At 69.7% G+C, this 19,802-nt stretch carries 20 protein-coding genes; 14 read left to right on the top strand and 6 right to left on the bottom strand.

Annotation, left to right across the window (positions count from 1 at the left end; translation table 11 throughout):
• Window positions 1-6 precede the first annotated feature (6 nt).
• Entirely contained in the window at window positions 7-1,632 is a 1,626-nt protein-coding gene (locus U4012_RS00155; protein ID WP_321795136.1) for an APC family permease, read from the bottom strand.
• Between the two features lie 610 nt (window positions 1,633-2,242).
• Between U4012_RS00155 and U4012_RS00160 the strand changes: the two genes are divergently transcribed.
• The 4 genes from U4012_RS00160 (at window position 2,243) to U4012_RS00175 (ending at window position 5,928) form a co-directional block, all read left to right on the top strand.
• Window positions 2,243-3,175, top strand: coding sequence for a 4-hydroxyproline epimerase (locus U4012_RS00160; protein ID WP_321795969.1), 933 nt, complete (start codon window positions 2,243-2,245; stop codon window positions 3,173-3,175).
• On the top strand, window positions 3,172-4,299 hold the full coding sequence (locus U4012_RS00165) for an FAD-dependent oxidoreductase (RefSeq protein WP_321795138.1): 1,128 nt from the start codon (window positions 3,172-3,174) through the stop codon (window positions 4,297-4,299). Before U4012_RS00160 ends, U4012_RS00165 begins: the two co-directional genes overlap by 4 nt.
• 109 nt (window positions 4,300-4,408) lie before the next feature.
• Window positions 4,409-4,642 (top strand): 2Fe-2S iron-sulfur cluster-binding protein, encoded by a 234-nt coding sequence (locus U4012_RS00170; protein WP_011658575.1) that lies wholly within the window; start codon window positions 4,409-4,411, stop codon window positions 4,640-4,642.
• On the top strand, window positions 4,639-5,928 hold the full coding sequence (locus tag U4012_RS00175) for an FAD/NAD(P)-binding oxidoreductase (RefSeq protein WP_321795141.1): 1,290 nt from the start codon (window positions 4,639-4,641) through the stop codon (window positions 5,926-5,928). The genes U4012_RS00170 and U4012_RS00175 overlap by 4 nt, the downstream gene beginning before the upstream one ends.
• Window positions 5,929-5,973: 45 nt before the next feature.
• Here the strand turns inward: U4012_RS00175 and U4012_RS00180 are convergent, their stop codons facing one another.
• Window positions 5,974-6,918 (bottom strand): LysR family transcriptional regulator, encoded by a 945-nt coding sequence (locus U4012_RS00180; RefSeq protein WP_044842887.1) that lies wholly within the window; start codon window positions 6,916-6,918, stop codon window positions 5,974-5,976.
• A 164-nt stretch (window positions 6,919-7,082) separates the two neighbouring features.
• On the opposite strand from U4012_RS00180, the gene gtdA reads away from it, so the two are divergent.
• The 8 genes from gtdA to U4012_RS00220 all read left to right on the top strand — a co-directional run bounded on the left by gtdA (window position 7,083) and on the right by U4012_RS00220 (window position 13,597).
• Window positions 7,083-8,129, top strand: a complete 1,047-nt coding sequence (gene gtdA, locus U4012_RS00185) for a gentisate 1,2-dioxygenase (RefSeq protein ID WP_321795145.1) — start codon at window positions 7,083-7,085, stop codon at window positions 8,127-8,129.
• A gap of 99 nt (window positions 8,130-8,228) precedes the next feature.
• Window positions 8,229-8,927, top strand: coding sequence for a fumarylacetoacetate hydrolase family protein (locus U4012_RS00190; RefSeq protein WP_321795147.1), 699 nt, complete (start codon window positions 8,229-8,231; stop codon window positions 8,925-8,927).
• Between the two features lie 32 nt (window positions 8,928-8,959).
• Window positions 8,960-9,601: a maleylacetoacetate isomerase gene (gene maiA / locus U4012_RS00195; protein WP_124920487.1), complete on the top strand. Its 642-nt coding sequence runs from the start codon at window positions 8,960-8,962 to the stop codon at window positions 9,599-9,601.
• 19 nt (window positions 9,602-9,620) lie between these two features.
• Window positions 9,621-10,829, top strand: a complete 1,209-nt coding sequence (locus U4012_RS00200) for a 3-hydroxybenzoate 6-monooxygenase (protein WP_321795150.1) — start codon at window positions 9,621-9,623, stop codon at window positions 10,827-10,829.
• 76 nt (window positions 10,830-10,905) lie between these two features.
• Window positions 10,906-12,267 carry an aromatic acid/H+ symport family MFS transporter gene (locus U4012_RS00205; protein ID WP_321795152.1) on the top strand — a complete coding sequence of 454 codons (1,362 nt, stop codon included), beginning with the start codon at window positions 10,906-10,908 and terminating at the stop codon, window positions 12,265-12,267.
• A 131-nt stretch (window positions 12,268-12,398) separates the two neighbouring features.
• Window positions 12,399-12,749: an ArsR/SmtB family transcription factor gene (locus U4012_RS00210; RefSeq protein ID WP_044842893.1), complete on the top strand. Its 351-nt coding sequence runs from the start codon at window positions 12,399-12,401 to the stop codon at window positions 12,747-12,749.
• The gene (locus tag U4012_RS00215) at window positions 12,739-13,173 is read left to right on the top strand and encodes a YeeE/YedE family protein (protein WP_044842894.1); all 435 of its coding nucleotides are present in this window, start codon (window positions 12,739-12,741) and stop codon (window positions 13,171-13,173) included. Before U4012_RS00210 ends, U4012_RS00215 begins: the two co-directional genes overlap by 11 nt.
• A gap of 1 nt (window position 13,174) precedes the next feature.
• The gene (locus U4012_RS00220) at window positions 13,175-13,597 is read left to right on the top strand and encodes a DUF6691 family protein (protein WP_321795156.1); all 423 of its coding nucleotides are present in this window, start codon (window positions 13,175-13,177) and stop codon (window positions 13,595-13,597) included.
• Between the two features lie 375 nt (window positions 13,598-13,972).
• Here the strand turns inward: U4012_RS00220 and U4012_RS00225 are convergent, their stop codons facing one another.
• The gene (locus U4012_RS00225) at window positions 13,973-14,323 is read right to left on the bottom strand and encodes a hypothetical protein (RefSeq protein ID WP_124485012.1); all 351 of its coding nucleotides are present in this window, start codon (window positions 14,321-14,323) and stop codon (window positions 13,973-13,975) included.
• Window positions 14,324-14,526: 203 nt separating this feature from the next.
• Here U4012_RS00225 and U4012_RS00230 point away from each other — a divergent pair, with 203 nt between their 5' ends.
• Window positions 14,527-16,011, top strand: a complete 1,485-nt coding sequence (locus U4012_RS00230; RefSeq protein WP_321795160.1) for a PLP-dependent aminotransferase family protein — start codon at window positions 14,527-14,529, stop codon at window positions 16,009-16,011.
• A gap of 144 nt (window positions 16,012-16,155) precedes the next feature.
• Here the strand turns inward: U4012_RS00230 and U4012_RS00235 are convergent, their stop codons facing one another.
• Together U4012_RS00235 and U4012_RS00240 are read right to left on the bottom strand one after the other, a co-directional pair.
• Window positions 16,156-16,431: a hypothetical protein gene (locus tag U4012_RS00235; protein WP_044842898.1), complete on the bottom strand. Its 276-nt coding sequence runs from the start codon at window positions 16,429-16,431 to the stop codon at window positions 16,156-16,158.
• A 97-nt stretch (window positions 16,432-16,528) separates the two neighbouring features.
• Window positions 16,529-17,782: a cytochrome-c peroxidase gene (locus U4012_RS00240; RefSeq protein WP_415750347.1), complete on the bottom strand. Its 1,254-nt coding sequence runs from the start codon at window positions 17,780-17,782 to the stop codon at window positions 16,529-16,531.
• Between U4012_RS00240 and U4012_RS35860 the strand changes: the two genes are divergently transcribed.
• Window positions 17,697-18,248: a hypothetical protein gene (locus U4012_RS35860; RefSeq protein WP_415750351.1), complete on the top strand. Its 552-nt coding sequence runs from the start codon at window positions 17,697-17,699 to the stop codon at window positions 18,246-18,248. The two genes, U4012_RS00240 and U4012_RS35860, sit on opposite strands and share 86 nt — an antisense overlap.
• On the opposite strand, the gene U4012_RS00245 is transcribed toward U4012_RS35860, so the two are convergent.
• Window positions 18,235-19,698 carry a metallophosphoesterase gene (locus U4012_RS00245; protein ID WP_321795162.1) on the bottom strand — a complete coding sequence of 488 codons (1,464 nt, stop codon included), beginning with the start codon at window positions 19,696-19,698 and terminating at the stop codon, window positions 18,235-18,237. The genes U4012_RS35860 and U4012_RS00245 overlap by 14 nt on opposite strands.
• Window positions 19,699-19,802: the final 104 nt, after the last annotated feature.

A 19,802-nucleotide genomic window follows, 5' to 3' on the forward strand; every position in this document is an offset into this window, starting at 1 on the left:
GGTGCGTCAGTCTTCGTCGTCTTCGAGCTGCAGCTTGTCGGAACGGATGCCGGTGTTGGCGCCCCAGTAGAAGATCACGAGCGCGACGGCCGCGACGACGACCGTGTCGTACGGATGCGCGAGCTGGCCCGTGCCGCCGAAGCCGCCGAAGTACGACAGCACGATCATGGCCGCGTAGAACGCGATCAGCCACGCGGACGAGCGCACCTGTTCGGCGATGCTCAGGTGCGCGGTCGGCACCCAGCGGCGGCACGCGAGATAGATCACGAACATCACGATCTGCAGGCCGAGCAGCCAGGACACCGTACTCCAGCCCGACCAGTAGACGATCAGCGCGGCGATCACGAACGACGCGGGGCCGGTGATGCCGAACGCCACCGCGCGGAACGGCCGCGGCAGGCCGGGCGCGGTGCGGCGCAGCGCGGCGACCGACACGGGCGCGACCGCGTAGCTCAGCACGAGCGCGGCCGACACGATGTTGATCAGCGCTTCCCACGACGGGAACGGCATGGTCCAGAAGATCGCGAGGCAGAACGTGAGCCACAGGCCCGCGCGCGGGATGCCCGATGCCTCGTCGACACGCGTGAACACCTTGAAGAACGTGCCCGTCTTCGCCCAGCCGTAGACGACGCGCGGCGTCGCGTTCATGTAGATGTTGCCGCAGCCGCTCGGCGAGATCATCGCGTCGGCCACCACCATCACCGCGAGCCAGCCCACGCCGAGCGCGAGCGCGATGTCGCGGTACGGCAGCGAGAAGGCCTTGCTCACGTCGTGCCAGCCGGCGGCCAGCATGTCGGTCGGGATGCTGCCGATGAACGCGAGCTGCAGCAGCACGTAGATCAGCGTGGACAGCAGGATCGACAGGATCAGCGCGATCGGGATCGTGCGCTGCGGATTGCGCACTTCGCTCGCGACCGACACGATCGGCGTGAGGCCGAGGTACGCGAAGATGATGCCGCCGGCCGACACGGCCATCTCGATGCCCGGCATGCCGAACGGCGCGAAGCCGTGCATGGTCAGGTTGGCGGGCTTGAAGAACGTGAACAGCACCGCGATCACCGACAGCGGCACGATGAACTTGAAGATGCTGATGATGTTGTTCGCCTTCGCGAACGTCTTCACGCTCGAATAGTTCAGGTAAAAGAACAAGCACAGCAGCGCGGCCTGCACGAGCCAGCCGAGCGTGGTCGGGTCGCTCGAGCCGGCCTTGGTGAGACCGGGAAACCACGCGGCCGCATATTGGCGCGCGGCGACCACTTCGATCGCGATCAGGCTCGAGAACGCGATCAGCGTGATGAAGCCCATCAGGTAGCCGAGCAGCGGGCCGTGCGAGAACACCGGGTAGCGGACCACGCCGCCCGCGCGCGGCAGCGCGGCGCCGAGCTCGCAGTAGACGATGCCGAGCAGGAGCACCGCGAAGCCGCCGAGCAGCCACGAGAAGATGCCGGCCGGGCCGGCGATCGTCGACACGTGACTCGCGGCGAACAGCCACCCCGAACCGAAGATCGCGCCGAGGCCGATGAACGTCAGGTCGGTCAGCGACAACTGCTTCTTGAATTTGCCGTGACCGCCGTCGGCGGGCACGGAACGGGAAAGCGGGACGGACGGGTGGGTGTTGCCTTGGCCTGGCATGGGTTTGTCTCCTGGGAAATATCGGTGCAGGTGTGGCTTGCGCTGCGCTCCGACGGAGCAGCGGCGCAACACCTGCCGGCCGGCGTGCGACCGGTTCGAGCGACCGGCGCGGGCCGGGGGCCGTTCATGCGCGGCGCGGGTTGGCGCCGCAGCGAACGGCCCGCGCGAGCCATGCCGGACCGGAAGCGGCGATGCGACGGGGGATGCCGTTGCACCGCCGGGGGGAATCGGTAGCGCGGTCAGCGGTTCGCCCGGTTCCGTTCGGCGCGGTGCGCGGCGTCGAAAGCGGTGGAAGCGCCCGGTGCGAACCGGTTGCTGAGGGCGGGGAAAACTCCGGTCCGCTGGATGGCGTTTCGGCTCACTGCAATCTCCTGCTTCGTATCGGTCGACGACAGGCGTGTCGACGTGCAACCAGTATCGCCGTGCAAACACCCATCACGCTTGAGCCGGATCGCGGAGCAAAATGACGAAATCGGCACAGTGGCCGGAAGGGCCGCGAAGGGTGCTTCGCACTATGCCGATTTCGTCGCCGTCCTTATCGAAAAGCCACAAGCGGACGGACGCGCGACGGAGGAAGCTATGCTCTTTTCCCCACATCGGACGGCTCATGATGAAGCGCATCCAGATCATCGATTCGCACACGGGCGGCGAACCCACGCGGCTCGTCGTGTCCGGTTTCCCCTCGCTCGGCAACGGCACGATGGCCGAGCGCCGCGACGTGCTCGCGCGCGAGCATGATCGCTATCGCACCGCGTGCATTCTCGAGCCGCGCGGCAGCGACGTGCTGGTCGGCGCGCTGTTGTGCGAGCCCGTGTCGCCGGAGGCGGCGGCCGGCGTGATCTTCTTCAACAACAGCGGCTATCTCGGGATGTGCGGGCACGGCACGATCGGCATCGTGCGCACGCTGCATCACATGGGCCGCATCGAGCCGGGCGTGCACCGGATCGAAACGCCGGTCGGCACCGTCGAGGCGACGCTGCACGACGACCTGTCGGTCAGCGTGCGCAACGTGCTCGCGTATCGCCACGCGAAGGCCGTCGATGTCGACGTGCCGGGCTACGGCCCCGTGAAGGGCGACATCGCGTGGGGCGGCAACTGGTTCTTCCTGATCAGCGATCACGGCCAGCGCGTGGCCGGCGACAACGTTGCGGCGCTGACCGCCTATTCGTCCGCGGTGCGCGCGGGGCTCGAGCGCGCGGGCATCACCGGCGCGAACGGCGGCGAGATCGACCATATCGAACTGTTCGCTGACGATCCCGAGCACGACAGCCGCAGCTTCGTGCTGTGCCCGGGCCACGCGTACGACCGTTCGCCGTGCGGCACCGGCACGAGCGCGAAGCTCGCGTGCCTAGCGGCCGACGGCAAGCTCGAACCGGGCGTCGTGTGGCGGCAGGCGAGCGTGATCGGCAGCGTGTTCCAGGCGAGCTATGCGCAGGCCGACGGCGGCATCGTGCCGACGATCCGCGGCAGCGCGCACCTGAGCGCGGAAGCGACGCTGCTGATCGAGGAAGACGATCCGTTCGGCTGGGGCATCGTGTCGTGAGCGAAATCAGGACCGACGTCGTCGTGATCGGCGCCGGCATCGTCGGCGCGGCATGCGCGCACGAACTCGCGCAGCGCGGGCTGCGCGTGCTCGTCGTCGATGACGCGAGCGGCGGCGCAACCGGCGCCGGCATGGGGCACCTCGTCGCGATGGACGACAACGCGGCGGAGCTCGCGCTGAGCCATTACTCGATCGAGCTGTGGCGCGCGCTCGCCGGCGAGATGCCGGAAGGCTGCGCGTACCGCAACTGCGGCACGCTGTGGCTCGCGGCCGATTCCAGCGAGATGGACCTCGCGCGCACCAAGCAGGCGACGCTCGCCGCACATGGCGTCGCGGGCGAACTGATCGACGCGGCGACGCTCGCGCAACTCGAGCCGATGCTGCGCGCGGGCCTCGGCGGCGCGCTGAAGATCCCCGGCGACGCGATTCTCTATGCGCCCGTCGCCGCGAGCTGGCTGCTGCAGCGCGCGCCGGGCATCACGTTGCGGCGCGAGCGCGCGGTGGCGGTCGATGGTCCGAGCGTGACGCTCGCGAGCGGCGACACGCTGCGCGCGGAACGCGTGGTCGTCGCGAACGGCGTCGCCGCGCGCACGCTGTTGCCCGAGCTGCCGCTGCGCCCGAAGAAGGGGCATCTGCTGATCACCGATCGTTACCCGGGCCAGGTGTCGCACCAGCTCGTCGAACTCGGCTATGCGGCGAGCGCGCACGCGAGCGACGGCACGTCGGTCGCGTTCAACGTGCAGCCGCGGCCGACCGGCCAGCTGCTGATCGGCTCGTCGCGCCAGTTCGATACCGAGGACGCGCGCATCGAGCCGCCGGTCCTCGCGCGCATGCTGCGCCGCGCTGTCGGCTATTTGCCCGACCTGGCCGACCTGAACGGGATTCGCGCATGGACGGGTTTCCGTTCCGCGAGCCCCGACGGCCTGCCGCTGCTCGGCGAACATCCGGCGCGGCCGGGCGTATGGCTCGCGGTCGGGCACGAAGGGCTGGGCGTGACGACCGCGCCGGGCAGTGCGCGGCTCGTCGCCGCATTGATGACCGGCGAGCGGCCGCCCATCGACATCGAACCGTATTTGCCGGGACGTTTCCTGACGACGTCCCCCGTAGCTGGAGCGCTGACATGAAACGACCCCCACGCACACTTCGTTCGCCATCGACCGGAGTTGGCGCTTCAGCGCTTACCCCGGTCCCATGCAAGGCGCCCCCCGCGGGGGCGGCCCGCCGGAGGCTCACATGATCATTCATCTGGACGGCCGCGCGCTGACGGTGGCCGACGGTGCGACCGTCGCGGCCGCCGTCGCGGCGAGCGGCGACGACACGACGCGCGTGTCGTGCACGGGTGCGGCGCGCGCGCCGTTTTGCGGTATGGGCATCTGCCAGGAGTGCAGGATGACGATCGACGGCCGCCGCCGCCTGGCTTGCCAGACGCTGTGCCGCGACGGGATGCGGGTGGAGCGCACGCGATGAGCACGGCGAAACAGGAACGACTGAGCGTCGACGTCGCGATCGTCGGCGCGGGCCCGGCCGGGCTGTCGGCGGCGCGGGCCGCCGCACGAAGCGGCGCGACGGTCGCGATCGTCGACGACAATCCGCGCGCGGGCGGGCAGATCTGGCGCCAGGCGGCGGCCGCGACGCCGGTGCCGGCCGCGGCGGAACGCCTGGCCGTGCTGCGTCAGCCGAACGTCACGCATCTCGCGGCCACGCGCATCGTGGCCGAAACGCAGCCGGGCACGCTGCTGCTCGAGGACGACGAGCGCGGCTTCCTGCTCGAATTCCACACGCTGATCGTGTGTTGCGGTGCGCGCGAGCTGCTGCTGCCGTTCCCGGGCTGGACGCTGCCGGGCGTGACCGGCGCGGGCGGCCTGCAGGCCCTGATCAAGTACGGCCTCGACGTGCGCGGGCAGCGCACGGTGATCGCCGGCAGCGGCCCGCTGCTGCTCGCGAGCGCGGCGACGGCCCGTCAGGCCGGCGCGCAGGTGTCGCACGTGCTCGAACAGGCGGCGTGGAGCGACGTGGCCGGTTTCGGCGCGGGGCTTTGGCGCTGGCCGTCGAAACTCGCGCAGGCGGCGAAGCTCGTCACGGCCGCCTACCGGCCCAATGCCTACGTCGTCGAGGCGTTCGGCGACAAGCGGCTCGAACGCGTGCGGATCCGGCAGGGCGAGCGAGAGTTCGAGGTCGACTGCGACAGGCTCGCGTGCGGCTTCGGCCTCGTGCCGAACACCGTGCTGCCGAGCCACCTCGGCTGCCGGATAGAAAACGGCGCGGTGGTGGTCGACGCGCATCAGCGCACGAGCCGCGACGGCTGTTTCGCGGCGGGCGAGTGCACGGGTGTCGGCGGCAGCGAACTGGCGATGGTCGAAGGCGAAATCGCCGGCTACGCGGCCACCGGGCAGACGGCGCCGCTGGCCGAGCGGATTGCGCAACGCGCGCACTGGCAGGCGTTCGCGGATGCGGTGCGCGAGCGCTTCGCGATACGAGAGCCGATCCGCAAGCTCGCGCGCCCCGACACGCTGCTGTGCCGTTGCGAGGACGTGCGCTTCGACGCGGTCGCAGACGCGGCCGCGCCTGCGCCGGGCTGGACGGCCGCGAAGCTGCAGACGCGCTGCGGGATGGGCGCATGCCAGGGCCGCGTGTGCGGCGCGGCCGCGCAGGCGCTGTTCGGCTGGACGCCGCCGGTGCCGCGCACGCCGCTCGTGCCCGCGCGGGTCGGCACGCTGATGCTGGACGACATCGCGTCCTGCGACGGCGGCTGATGCGCCACGGCGCAGCGCCCGGTTCGCGCCGGGTCGCTGCGTCGCTCACTCCGCCTTCACTTTCTCCCATCCGCCTACCTGCGGCGCCGCACAGGCACGCAGGCACTCGATCGCGGCGGCCACGGCCGCGCGCTTCGCGCTGTCCGGATGCCAGTAGATCGACACCGCGCCCTGGCCCTCGAGCCGCATCGGCAGGATGCGGATCGCGTTCAATTGCTCGAAGCGCCGCGCGGCACGATGCGATGCGACGCCGAGCAGGTCGGTGTTGTTCAGCAGCGTGAGGTTCAGGATCGACGAATTCGATTCGACGCAATGCGGCGGCTGCACGCGCCCGGCGGCCGTCAGCGCGACCTGCAGCGCGTTGTGCACGGGGGTGCCGGGCGGCCAGACGATCCACGAGCAGGCCAGCACCTCGTCCCAGCCGACGGATGCCGCGCCGACGAGCGGGTGATCGGGCCGCGCGACGAACACCACCGGATCGACATACAGCGCTTCGGCGTGCAGGTGCGGATCGACGGACGCGGACCCTGAACGGCCGACGACGATGTCCAGCTCACCGCGCGCGAGCTGCGGCATCAGCTGGTTCATCGTGCTCTCCGCGAGCCGCACCTGCGCGCGCGGCATCCGCTTCAGCAACTGCGATACCGCGAGCGGCACCGTATCGGCGGCCGCGACGCCCGACGTGCCGATCGTGACCAGGCCGCTGCCGCCTTCGCGCAGCGCGGCCATGTCGTCGCGCGCGACGTCGAGCTGCGCCTCCACGCGGCGCGCATGCTCGATCAGCGCGTCGCCGTAGGCCGTCGGCCGCAAGCCGCGCGCATGCCGCTCGAACAGCGGCAGGCCGACATCCTCCTCGAGTTCCTTCAGCCATTTCGACAGCGCCGGCTGGGTGGTCGCGAGCGCAGCCGCCGACTGGCTCAGGTTGCCCGTGCTGGCCAGGCTCAGCAGGACCTGCAGGTGCCGCAATCGCAGCCGGTGGGTCCAGTCCATCGCACGCTCCGTATCGGAAGGTATATCCGAATCAATATGGATTAGATGATTTCGTCATTTTACCGGGTATGTCTGCGTCGAATATAAATGCGCTAACGGACTGCGGCACGCGGTCCCCGACCCGACACAGCGCCGACCGCGATCGGCCGCCCCAAGGAGACATCATGACCAGCCGACACCCGGATACGTCGCGCGCCGATTACTACGCCCGGATCGCCGAGCAGCGCCTCGCGCCGTTGTGGGAATCGCTGCACAACCTCGTGCCGAAGACGCCGCAGCCGGCCGCGCAGGCCGCGATCTGGAAGTACGCGCGGGTGCGCGACCTGGTGATGCAGGCCGGCAGCGTGATCAGCGCGGAAGAAGCCGTGCGCCGCGTGCTGGTGCTGGAGAACCCGGGCCTGCCCGGCAAGTCGAGCATGACGCCGACCCTGTACGCAGGCCTGCAGCTGATCCTGCCCGGCGAGATCGCGCCGAGCCACCGCCATACGCAGTCGGCGCTGCGCTTCATCGTCGAAGGCAAGGGCGCATGGACCGCGGTGAACGGCGAGCGCACGACGATGCATCCGGGCGACTTCATCATCACGCCGTCTTGGGCGTGGCACGACCACGGCAACCCGGCGGTGGAAGACGGCGGCGAGCCGGTCGTGTGGCTCGACGGGCTCGACATTCCGCTCGTCGCGAACCTCGACGCGGGTTTCGCCGAAAACCATCCGACGGCCGAGCAGCCGGTGAGCCGCGCGGAAGGCGACAGCTTCGCGCGCTTCGGCCACAACATGGTACCGGTGCGGCATCGCGCGAGCGATCCGACGTCGCCGGTGTTCAGCTATCCGTATGCGCGCACCCGCGACGCGCTCGACGCGCTGTACCGCAACGGCGAACTCGACGCGTGGGACGGCGTGAAGCTGCGCTACGTGAACCCCGCGACGGGCGGCTGGCCGATGCCGACGATCGCGACCTTCATGCAGTTCCTGCCGGCCGGCTTCGACGGCCGCACGTATCGCAGCACCGACGCGACGATCTACTGCGTCGTCGAAGGCAGCGGCACCGCGCACATCGGCGGCGACGCGTTCGCGTTCGAGCCGCACGACATCTTCGTCGCGCCGTCGTGGGCGCCGGTGAGGCTGTCGGCGTCGTCCGACAGCGTGCTGTTCAGCTATTCCGACCGGCCGGTGCTGTCCGCGCTGAACCTGCTGCGCGAAGCGCGCGACTGACGCCGCCGATTTCCGCGATTTCCCGGATTTCCCCGATTCATCCGGTGCGCTGCCGACGCGGCGCGCGGTCCTTCCTTGATGCACATGCTGGAGCCTTTCATGACTTACGTTTTCCCGCCCGAAGCGCCGGTGGCGCTTCCCGTCGCCGGCAGCGATGCCTGTTTCGCGGTGCGCCGCGTGTACTGCGTCGGCCGCAACTACGCGGCGCATGCGCGCGAAATGGGCTTCGATCCCGATCGCGAACCGCCGTTCTTCTTCTGCAAGCCGGCCGATTCGATCGTGCCGGTCGCCTACGGCGAAACGCTCGATCTCGCGTATCCGTCGCAGACGCAGAACTATCACTACGAAGCCGAACTCGTCGCGGTGATCGGCAAGGGCGGCGCCGACATTCCGCTCGAGCGTGCGCTCGAGCACGTGTGGGGTTATGCGGTCGGCCTCGACATGACGCGCCGCGACCTGCAGATGAAGATGCGCGAGATGGGCCGGCCGTGGGAAATCGGCAAGGCGTTCGACCGTTCCGCGCCGATCGGCCCCGTGCATCCGGCGAGCGAAGTCGGTCATTTCGAGCAGGCCGGCCTGTGGCTGACGGTCAACGGCGCGACGAAGCAGAAGAGCGACGTGTCGCACCTGATCTGGTCAGTCGCGGAAACGGTCGCCGACCTGTCGAAGTTCTTCCGCCTCGAACCGGGCGACGTGATCTTCACCGGCACGCCGGAAGGCGTCGGCGCGGTGGTCAAGGGCGACGTGATGCAGGTCGGCGTCGAGCGGCTCGGCGAACTGGCCGTGCACGTGGTCTGACGCGCGCCTCGCTTTCCTCGAAAGGTCACATCGTGCAACTGCATAGCTTCTTCAATAGTTCGACATCCTATCGGGTGCGCATCGCGCTCGCGCTGAAAGGACTGTCGTACGACACGCTGCCCGTCAACATCCGCACGGGCGAGCACCGCGAGGCCGGCTACGTCGCGCAGGTGAATCCGTCGGCGTCGGTGCCAGCGCTCGTCGACGGCGATTTCCGTCTCGGCCAGTCGCTCGCGATCATCGACTACCTCGACCGGATTCATCCGGCGCCGCGGCTGATTCCGCTCGAACCGCGGCAGCGTGCACGCGTGCTGGAACTCGCGACGCTGATCGCATGCGACATCCACCCGGTCAACAACCTGCGGGTGCTGCGCTACCTCGACAGCGAACTGCAGGTCACGCCGCAGCAGAAGAGCGCGTGGTACCGGCACTGGGTCGCGGAAGGGATGGCCGGCGTCGAGCGTCTGCTCGTGCGCGCGGACACGGGCCCGTGGTGTTTCGGCGAGGCGCCGACGCTTGCCGACGTATGCCTCGTGCCGCAGGTCGCGAACGCGCTGCGGATGGATTGCGACCTGAGCGCGTATCCGCGCAGCCTCGCGATTCACGAACACGCGCGGCGCGAGCCGGCATTCGACGCAGCGCAGCCGCAGCGGCAACCGGACTACATCGCGTAACACGAAGCAGGAGACAGACATGGGCGAGACACACAACACAGGCCGACGCGTACTCGTGATCGGCGGCGGCATCGGCGGGCTCGCGGCGGCGCTGGCGCTCGCGCGCCAGGGCATTCGCGTGAAGCTGCTCGAGCAGGCCGCGCAAATCGGCGAGATCGGCGCGGGCATCCAGCTCGCCGCAAACGCGTTCAACGCGCTCGACGCGCTGGGCGTCGGCGAGGCCGCGCGCGGCCGGGCGGTGTTCACCGACCGGCTGCAACTGATGGATGCGGTCGATGCGCGGGAAGTCGCGTGCGTCGATACGGGCGCCGCGTATCGCGAACGCTTCGGTAACCCGTATGCGGTGATCCATCGCGCGGACATCCACCTGTCGATCTACGAGGCGGTCAAGGATCATCCGCTGATCGAGTTCCGGACCAGCACGCAGGTGTGCGGGTTCGAGCAGGACGGCCACGGCGTGACCGTGATCGACCAGCACGGCGAGCGCTATCGCGCCGATGCGGTGATCGGCTGCGACGGCGTGAAGTCCGCGATCCGTCACGCGCTGATCGGCGACGCGCATCGCGTGACGGGGCACGTCGTGTATCGCGCGGTCGTCGACGTCGACAACATGCCGAAGGATCTGCAGATCAATGCACCGGTCGTCTGGGCCGGCCCGCATTGCCATCTCGTCCACTATCCGCTGCGCGGCGGCCGGCAGTACAACCTCGTCGTCACGTTCCACAGCCGCGAGCAGGAAACCTGGGGCGTGCGCGACGGCAGCAAGGAGGAAGTGCTGTCGTACTTCGACGGCATCCATCCGCTGCCGAAGCAGATGCTCGACCGGCCGACGTCGTGGAAGCGCTGGGCGACCGCCGACCGCGACCCGGTCGAGCGCTGGAGTGCGGGCCGCGCGACGGTGCTCGGCGACGCTGCCCATCCGATGACGCAATACCTCGCGCAGGGCGCGTGCCAGGCGCTCGAGGATGCGGTGACGCTCGGCGCGGCCGTCGCGCAGACCGACGGCGACTTCGAGGCCGCGTTCGCGCTGTACGAGCGCGTGCGGATTCCGCGCACCGCGCGCGTGCTGTATTCGGCGCGCGAGATGGGGCGGATCTATCACGCGAAGGGCGTCGAGCGGCAGGTGCGCAACGCGCTGTGGGTCGGACGCACGCAGGCGCAGTTCTACGATTCGCTCGACTGGCTGCACGGCTGGCGCGCGCAGGATTGCCTGAAATCCGTTGCCTGACGCATTTCGGTTTGCATCCGGCGGCGCGCATTTCAACGACATCGCGCGCGACCGCCTTCATGGAGGAGACATCATCATGGCCGATACGCTGTCCATCGACGTCAGCGAATGGATCGACCGGCATCGCGTTGCGCCGTTTCAGGCCGCGATCGTCGTGCTGTGCTTCCTGATCGTCGCGATCGACGGTTTCGACACGGCATCGATCGGGTTCATCGCCCCCGTCATTCGCGCGGAATGGGGCCTGTCGCCTGCGCAGCTCGCGCCGGTGTTCGGCGCGGGGCTCGCCGGGCTGATGGCCGGCGCGCTCGTGTTCGGGCCGTTCGGCGACCGGTTCGGCCGCAAGCGCCTGCTTCTCGCCTGTGTCGCGTGTTTCGGCATCGCGAGTGCGGCGTCGGCGAGCGCGGGCGGTCTGACCGAACTGATCGCGTGGCGCTTCGTGACGGGCCTCGGGCTCGGCGGCGCGATGCCGAACGCGATCACGCTGACGTCCGAGTATTGCCCCGCGCGGCGGCGCTCGCTGCTCGTGACGACGATGTTCTGCGGCTTCACGATCGGCTCCGCGCTCGGCGGACTCGCGGCCGCGTCGCTGATCGAACGCGACGGCTGGCGCGCGGTGCTCGTCGTCGGCGGTGCCGCGCCGCTGCTGCTTCTGCCGGTGCTCGCATGGCGCTTGCCCGAATCGGTGCGCTACCTCGTCAACACCGGCGCGGCGCGCGAACGGGTCGCGGCGATGCTCGCACGCATCGCACCGGACCCGCATCTCGCGCACGCGTCGTTCATCGCACCGCGCGGCAAGCCGGCCGGTTCGCCGCTCGGCCGCCTGTTCGGCGCCGACCTGCTGCGCGGCACGCTGCTGCTGTGGCTCACGTTCTTCATGAGCCTGCTCGTCATCTACCTGTTGTCGAGCTGGCTGCCGACGCTGTTGCGCACGACCGGCGCGACGTTGCAGACGGCCGCGCGCGTGACCGCGATGTTCCAGGTCGGCGGCACGCTCGGCGCGATCGTGCTCGGCGGGCTGATGGACCGCTTCGATCCGCATCGCGTGTTGGCATGCAGCTATGCGGCGGCCGGCGTGTTCGTCGCGGCGATCGGCGTGCTGGCCGCGTCGCCGGCGGGCGCCGCGCTGGTCGTGTTCGCGGCGGGCTTCTGCGTGTCGGGCTCGCAGGTCGGCGCAAACGCGCTGTCGGCCGCGTTCTACCCGACCGAGTGCCGGACCACGGGCGTGAGCTGGGCGAACGGGATCGGCCGCGGCGGGTCGGTCGTCGGTTCGATGGCGGGCGGGGCGATGCTCGCGATGGGGCTGCCGTTGCCGATCGCCTTCGCATTCGTCGCGGTGCCATGCGTGATCGCCGGGATCGCGGTGCTGGTGCTCGGCGCGGTACGGGGCGGCGAGAAGCGCGCGGCGGCAGCCGATGCGCTTGCCGGCGAGCAGGCGTAGCGGAGGCAGGGGTGGGCGTCGCAGACGGCGCTTTCCTTTTTTCTGATTTCTGATGGCGCCGACCGAAAGTACGAATCAACGATATATAAATATATATAATATCGATTCGTTAATCGAATGCGATCGCCCTCATGAACGCCGACCCTTCCACCGGGCTGCCCGAGCCCGATCAGATGCGCGCCGCCGCCGAATCGGCGTGCGCGCTGCTCAAGGTGCTGTCCAATCCCGATCGCTTGCTGCTGCTGTGCGAACTGTCGCAGGGCGAACGCTGCGTGAGCGATCTCGAGGCGCGGCTGGATATTCGCCAGCCGACACTGTCGCAGCAGCTCGGCGTGTTGCGGGACAACGCGCTCGTCCGCACGCGCCGCGAAGGCAAGAACATTCACTACTCGCTCGACAGCCCGGCTGCGATCGCGGTGATGGGCGTGCTGTACGAACAGTTCTGCGGCCCGGCCGCGAAGGGGACGCGCGATGCAGCTTGATGCGCTTCATTTCACGCCGTGGCTGTCGCTTGCCGGTGGCGTGCTGATCGGGCTTGCGGCCGCGTGGCTCATGGCGTTCAACGGGCGGATCGCCGGAATCAGCGGCATCGTCGGCAGCCTGTTCACGGCCGGTGCGGCGGAGCGCGGCTGGCGTGCCGCGTTCGTCGCAGGGCTGATCGCCGCGCCGCTGCTGATGCGTGTCGCCGGTGCCGCCGTGACGCCGCAGGTCGATGCAGGCTGGGGCGAGTTGCTGGCGGCCGGCCTGCTGGTCGGGATCGGCACGCGCTATGCGGGCGGATGCACGAGCGGTCACGGCGTCTGCGGGCTGTCGCGCGGCGCGACGCGCTCGATCGTCGCGACGGCGGTCTTCATGGTCGCGGGCTTCGCGACCGTATTCGTGCAACGGCACGTGCTCGGGGGCTGACATGCAGGCAGGATTCGCGTTTCTCGCGGGGCTGGTGTTCGGCGTCGGCCTCATCGTGTCGGGGATGGCCAACCCGCAGAAGGTGCTCGGCTTTCTCGACCTGGCCGGCCGCTGGGATCCGTCGCTCGCATTCGTGATGGCCGGCGCGATCGGCGTCGCCGTGTTCGCGTTCGCATGGGCGAAGCACCGGACGCGGTCGTTGCTCGGCCTGCCGATCCAGTGGCCGGCCGTGTGGACGATTACCGTGCGCCTCGTCGCCGGCAGCGCCGTGTTCGGCATCGGCTGGGGGCTTGCCGGGTTCTGCCCGGGGCCGGCGATCGTGTCGATCGGGCTCGGGTCGGTGAAGGGCATCGCGTTCGTCGGCGCGATGCTGGCCGGGATGGCATTGTTCGAATGGATCGAGCGCGCGCGGAAGGTGCGGTAGCAACGCGCGGCTGCTGCGGCCGAGGTTGTCGGCGTGGCCGAATCGGCCCGGCGAGGGCGCCGGCAGGGCTGGAATTCGTCGCCGGGGAGCGACACGGTGATCGTGCGGCGACAACGGCGACGGTCTGTAGCCGTCGCGCGGCCGGGCTCGAATTCGTCGCCGGGGGAGCGACACGGAGATCGTGCGGCGACAACGGCGACGGCGTGTAGGCGTCGCGCGGTCGGGCTCGAATTCGTCGCCGGGTGGCGACACGGTGATCGTGCGGCGACAACGGCGACGGTGTGTAGGCGTCGCGCGGCCGGGCTCGAATTCGTCGCCGGGTGGAGCGACACGGTGATCGCGTGGCGACACCGGCGACGGCATGTAGCCGTCGCGTCAGGACTGCTCGCGCACATGCCGCTCGCCGAGCAGCCGCGCGGACGCCCGCTGCAGCCACGCACGCCACACCGCGAACACGCCGGGCCTGGCCACGGGCGCCGCGACGGTCGCGGCAACCGGCCCGGCGCCGCCGGCGGACAATGCCACGTGACCGGCCGTCTCGATCGTCAGGCATTCGCCCTCGTCGAGCACGCGGCGAACGTATTGCGGCGCATCGGGTAGCCAGTCGAGCCCGCCGTGACGTAACGTGACCGCGAGCGCGCCGTCGAGCACGATGACGCGGCTGCCCTTGTCGAACCACGCAAAGTGGCTTTGCCCGGCGTCGAGCCGGATGTCGTGCGTCCGCATGGCGTGTCCTTTTCCCGGTTGCGCGGCCCGGCGATGGCAGGGCGACAGCGTGCAATCAGGTTAAGGAAACGCGTGCGGGCAGGACAGATTCAGGGGACGGGTATCTGTTACGGTGCAGACGGCGATTTCATGTTGCTGTATCGGTGAGTTTCCCCGGAATCTGTATCTGGCGTGCGCCCGGGCGCGCGGGCAGGATGGCCCGCATGACGCCCATCACCGATCCCTCCCGCACGACTTTGCCGATGGCCGGCGAGCCGCTTTACGAACGGCTCGCCGAGCATTACCGCCGCATCATCGCGGCCGGCACGCTGTCGCCCGGCGACCGGATGCCGTCCGTGCGTGCGTTCATGGCGCAGCACGGCGTGAGCCTGTCGACCGCGACCCAGGCCTTCCGGCGGCTCGAGGATACGGGCTGGTGCGAAGCCAGGCCGCGCTCGGGCTACTTCGTGCGCCGGCGCGCGGCGGCCGCGCTCGACACGCTGCCGGAAAGCGACGTGCAGCCGCTGAGCGTCGAGCCGCCGTTCGCGGGGCTGCACGAACGCGTGTCGCGCGTGATCGATCGCGCGAATGCGACGCCCGACGCGCTGAATCTCGGTGGCGCATCCGCGCTGGCGACGCTGTACCCGGCCGAGCGCCTGCAGGCGCTGGCGATCCGGCTGCTACGGCGCAAGCCGACGCTGCTGACCGACGCGGGGCCGGTTGGCGGTTCGGCCGAATTCCGGCAAACGATGGCCAAACGCGCGCTGTCGTACGGCGTGACCGTGTCGCCGGACGACGTGATGTCGACGAGCGGCGGCGTCGATGCCGTGAATCTCGCGTTGCGCGCGGTGGCGCGCCCCGGCGACACGATCGCGATCGAATCGCCCGCCTTTTTCGGCTTGATCCAGCTGCTCGAAAGCCTCGGCCTGCGCGCGCTCGAGATTCCGGCCAGCCCGACGACCGGGTTGTCGATCGAAGCGCTCGACGTGGCGCTGTCCGCGTACCCGGATATTCGGGCCGTGGTCGTCGTGCCGAATCTGCAGAACCCGCTCGGCAGCGTGATGCCCGACGAACGCAAGGCCGCGCTGGTCGCGCTGTGCTCGCGTCACGGCGTGGCCGTGATCGAGGACGAGCCGTATCGCGAACTCGTGGAAGCGCCGCACGCGGTGAAACCCGTGAAGGCATGGGATCGCGACGGCACGGTGATCTATTGCCCGTCGCTCAACAAGGTGCTGGCGCCCGGAATGCGGCTCGGCTGGATGAGCGCGGGCCGCTGGCACGCGCGCGTGAAGATGCTCAAGTTCGCGCAAAGCCGGCACAACGCCGCGTTGCTGCAGGCCGTCGCGGCCGAATTCGTCGGCTCGGGTGCGTTCGACCGCCACCTGCACCGGTTTCGCGAACAGCTTCGCGTGCAGCGCGATGTGACGATCGATGCGATCGCGCGCCATTTTCCCGCCGGCACGCGGATGAACCGGCCGCCCGGCGGCATGCTGCTGTGGATCGCGCTGCCCGACGGCGTGCGTTCCGAAGCCTTGTTCGATGCCGCGCTCGCACGCGGGGTAAGGATCGCGCCAGGCGCGATCTTCTCGAATTCCGACCGCTTTGACGCGTATATCCGGCTTGCCTGCACGCGGGTGTTCGACACGGCACATGAAGCGGCAATCGAAACGCTCGGCCAGTTGATACGCGACGCGGCGGCCGCTGCGTGAGCAGGGCGGGTGTCGGCCGGGCTGGCGCGTTGGCTACCGGGCTCGGCGGTCGTGACGAGAGCACGGGCCGGCCGATCCGGCTCGCCGCATTCTCCGCGGCCGGCCGCCGCACGGCGACGCGCCGACGATACGATTTCGGCGATTTCATCGGCTGACCGCATGCGCGGCGAGGTGCTGACGGATCAGCGACAGATAGCGATCTCCGACCGAGAAGTCGCGTGCGGCACGCGGCCGCTCCGCCGGGCGCAGCGTGGCCGGCGCGCTCATGCCCAGATATCGGCATACCGCCGACGGAAAGGGCTTTCGCGTATGCCCGAGCTGGCGCGCCGCACGCTCGACGCGGGCGTCGCCCACCTGCGCACGCAGCCATGCCAGCACTTGGCGATCGGTGTCGTTGACGATACGGACCAGATGTTCCATCGCGCACCTCACTGTTCATAAATACAGTGCTGTAAATATAACCAGTGTTTTCGGCGACCGCAAGCGGATGCGCATGCGCCTGGCCGTTCGGCCAGGGTCAACGCGCCGGCGCGGCGGCGCGGGCGATGCGGGCGGCGGCCGGGACGGGATTCGCGTAGCGTGCGTCGGTCAGCGTGCCGAGGAACGCGACGATGTCGTCGATTTCCGCGTCGGTCAGCGCGGGCGGCGTGCCGGGCCGGCGGTTCATCGGCGTCGAATTGACGTTGATGTTGCCGCGATAGGCGGCCGGCACGTCGTCGAACGTCCGGGCGCCGTGATACCAGCGGCCAGGGTCGGTCGAGCGCGTGTTGTAGAACGCGACCGCGTCGCGCAGCGTCGTGAACACGCCGTTGTGCATGAACGTCTGCTTGACCGCGACGTTGCGCAGTCCCGGCGTGCGCAGGTAGCCGCACCATTGCGTCGGCTCGGGCCAGCGCAGCCGCGCAGCCGTATCGCACAGACCGTTGTCGAAATGGCGCGGATCGCGGTTCGCGGGCAGCGCGCGGTTGCGCGGCACCGCGATCGCGTCGTAGCCGAAATCGGTGAAGAGCGAGCGCTCCGGCCGGCTCGACGTTTCCGACAGCGTATGGCAGCTCATGCAATTGCCCTTGTCGGGATTGCGGAACAGCGCCAGGCCGCGCATCTCGGCCGGCGCGAGCGGCTTGCGCGTGCGCAGGAATGCATCGAAGCGCGACGTGAACGGCGCCATCTCGTCGCTCTGCAGATAGGCCTCGACGGCCGAGCCGAGCGCCCGCACCAGTTGCTCGGGATCGCGCCGCACCGACGTGCCGAAGCGCGCGGCGAGATCGCCCGCCAGTTCGGTGCCGTCGACCTTGCGCAGCAGCGCGGCCGGCGATCGGTTGTTCATCTCGTTCGGGTCGAACAGCGGCCCGCGGATCTGTTCGGCGAGCGTGTCCGCGCGGCCGTCGCTGAACAGGCCGCCGAACGGCGACGGCGCGGGCGCGTCGTCGTCCTGGTAGAAGTGGCGGCGCGGCACGTAGCGCACGTAGAGCAGCGATGGCGCGTTGCGCTGGCTGAAGCGCCCGTGGCGGCTGCCTTCCGGCACGCCCGGCCCCGCGAGCGAAGCGGCCGACAAGGTCGGCGCGAACGCGCGCCCCGGATCGTGGCAGCCCGCGCACGACATGCCGCGCGGCTCGGACAGCCGCGGATCGAAGAAGATCCGGCGGCCCAGCGCAACGAGCGTCGGGTCGGGCGCGAAACGGGCGGTGGCCGCGTCGACCTTGTCGGTCACCTGCGGCGTGCCGTTGCCGATCGTGCCGACGACGCGCGCAGGCGGCGCGCCGGGGAGCAGGGTCGTTTCGGCAGGTGCGCCGTGGGCCGCGAGCGCCGCTCCGGCGAGCACGGCGGCGGCAAGGGCGCGTACCGCCCGTCCGCCGGCGGCCGGAACCGCGGCGGACGCCGAACGCCCGGCGAGGGCGACCGAAGGAATCGGCTGCCTTCGCGATCCAGCCGTTCGTCCCCGGCAGCCGGCCGCATCCGCCGAACACGCCGAACACGCCGAACACGCCGAACACGCCGAACACGCCGAACACGCCGAACACGCCGAACACGCCGAACACGCCGAACACGCCGAACACGCCGAATCCGCCGAATCCGCCGAATCCGCCGAATCCGCCGAATCCGCCGAATCCGCCGAATCCGCCGAATCCACCGAATCCACCGAATCCACCGAATCCACCGAACACGCCGAATCCACCGAATCCGCAGAATCCATCAAACCGCCATGCAATCGAACTTCGTCCCTCACGGCGCGATGAACCCCGTCTTGTCGCATGCGAGCGTGTTGCCCGACTGGTCGCACGACGCGAGCAGCTTGCCCGCCGCCGAATACGCATGGAACACCCAGCCCGTCGCCGGCGCAGCGCGTCGCTCCATGATCAGGAAACCGAAGCTGTTGTTGTGCGACAGCCGTTCGATCACGGCGCCCGGCGCCGGCGTCAGGCCGGCGGGGAACGGGTCGGGCAGCGCGACGTCGAGGTTGTCGCCGCCGTTGCCGGACACGATCGTCGCCGGATGCCCGGACGAGAAGTTGATCGCCTGGAAGTCGTGCACGTGCCCGTGCAGCGCGACGTGGATGCCGGGCGGGTAGTACGCCTGCGCGTTCAGGCTCGCCATCACCGACTGCAGCGCGAGGTTGCCCGGCGCGGGCGTGCTGCCGGCGATCGGCGCGAACGCGAGGATCGGATGATGGTTCGTGAAGATCGTCGTCGACATGCCGGCCTTCGACGCGAGCGACGCGACCGTCTGGAACTGCTTCTGGTAGATGCGGAATTGCGCGTCGGTCGTCTTCAGCGGATTGCGGCCGACCTTCGCGGTGTCGAACACGATCACCTGCGTGCCGCCGCCGAGCGACACCGCATAGGGATCCGAGTAGTTCGCGTCGTCGTCGTTGGCCGGATCGTCGCACGAACGGGCCGCCGAATACGGGCGCGGATCGAGGAAGCGGTACCAGCCCTGGCCGGCCCGTGCGCATTCCTCGTGGTTGCCGCGCACGACGACCCACGGCGCCTTCGCGAACAGCGGCGCGGCCGGGCGGAACAGGTCGGCCTGCCATGCATCCCAGCCATAGCCCCACGGGCTGTCCTTGCAGCCGGCGATGTCGGGCGGGCACGCGTTTTCGCGGTAGTGATAGTCGCCGACGTGCAGCACGAGGTCCGGCGACAGCTTCGCGACGCTCGCCGCGATCGTGTCGAACGGCCAGACCGTCGCGTCGTTGCACGCCTGCCATGCGTTGTCGGCCTTCTTCATCCGGCAGCCGGTGTCGGCGATGATCGCGATGCGCTGCGGCTGCGCTTTCGGCAGCGGCAGCGCGCGGCCCGCGACGCTCGCCGTTTGCGCATCGGCCGGCAGCGTCGCTTCGCAGACGGACACCGGGAAGCTCGACGGTTTCGAGTCGGCCGCGGCGCTCGCCGTCGGACGCTGCGCAACGGTCGCGGCGCCGGCGCGCAGCGTCATGCGCGACAGCTTGCCGTCGACGGACAGTTGCGGGCACAGCGGATCGCTCGCGGATGCAGGGCTGTAGCTCGTGATCACGCGTGCGATCGCCTGGTTCGCGTCGCCGATCTCGACCCACGCGGCCTGGAGGTTGATCGCGGCACTGGCCGGATCGGCGGGCGTATCGATGTGATTCGAACACGCGGACAGCGCCGCGAGGGCAACAAGCGGAGCGCAGCGCGCGAGCAGTGCGCGCGGGAGGAGTCGTCGCATGAGAGGCACCGTAGGAAAGTCGTCAACGATACGCAGCGCGAGTGTAAGAAATGTGAAGGGCGGAGTCCGACAGCCGGCCGGCGCGCGAGTCGTGCCGCGGTCGC

This window comes from Burkholderia sp. BCC1988 (assembly GCF_905339895.1).
Lineage (GTDB): Bacteria > Pseudomonadota > Gammaproteobacteria > Burkholderiales > Burkholderiaceae > Burkholderia.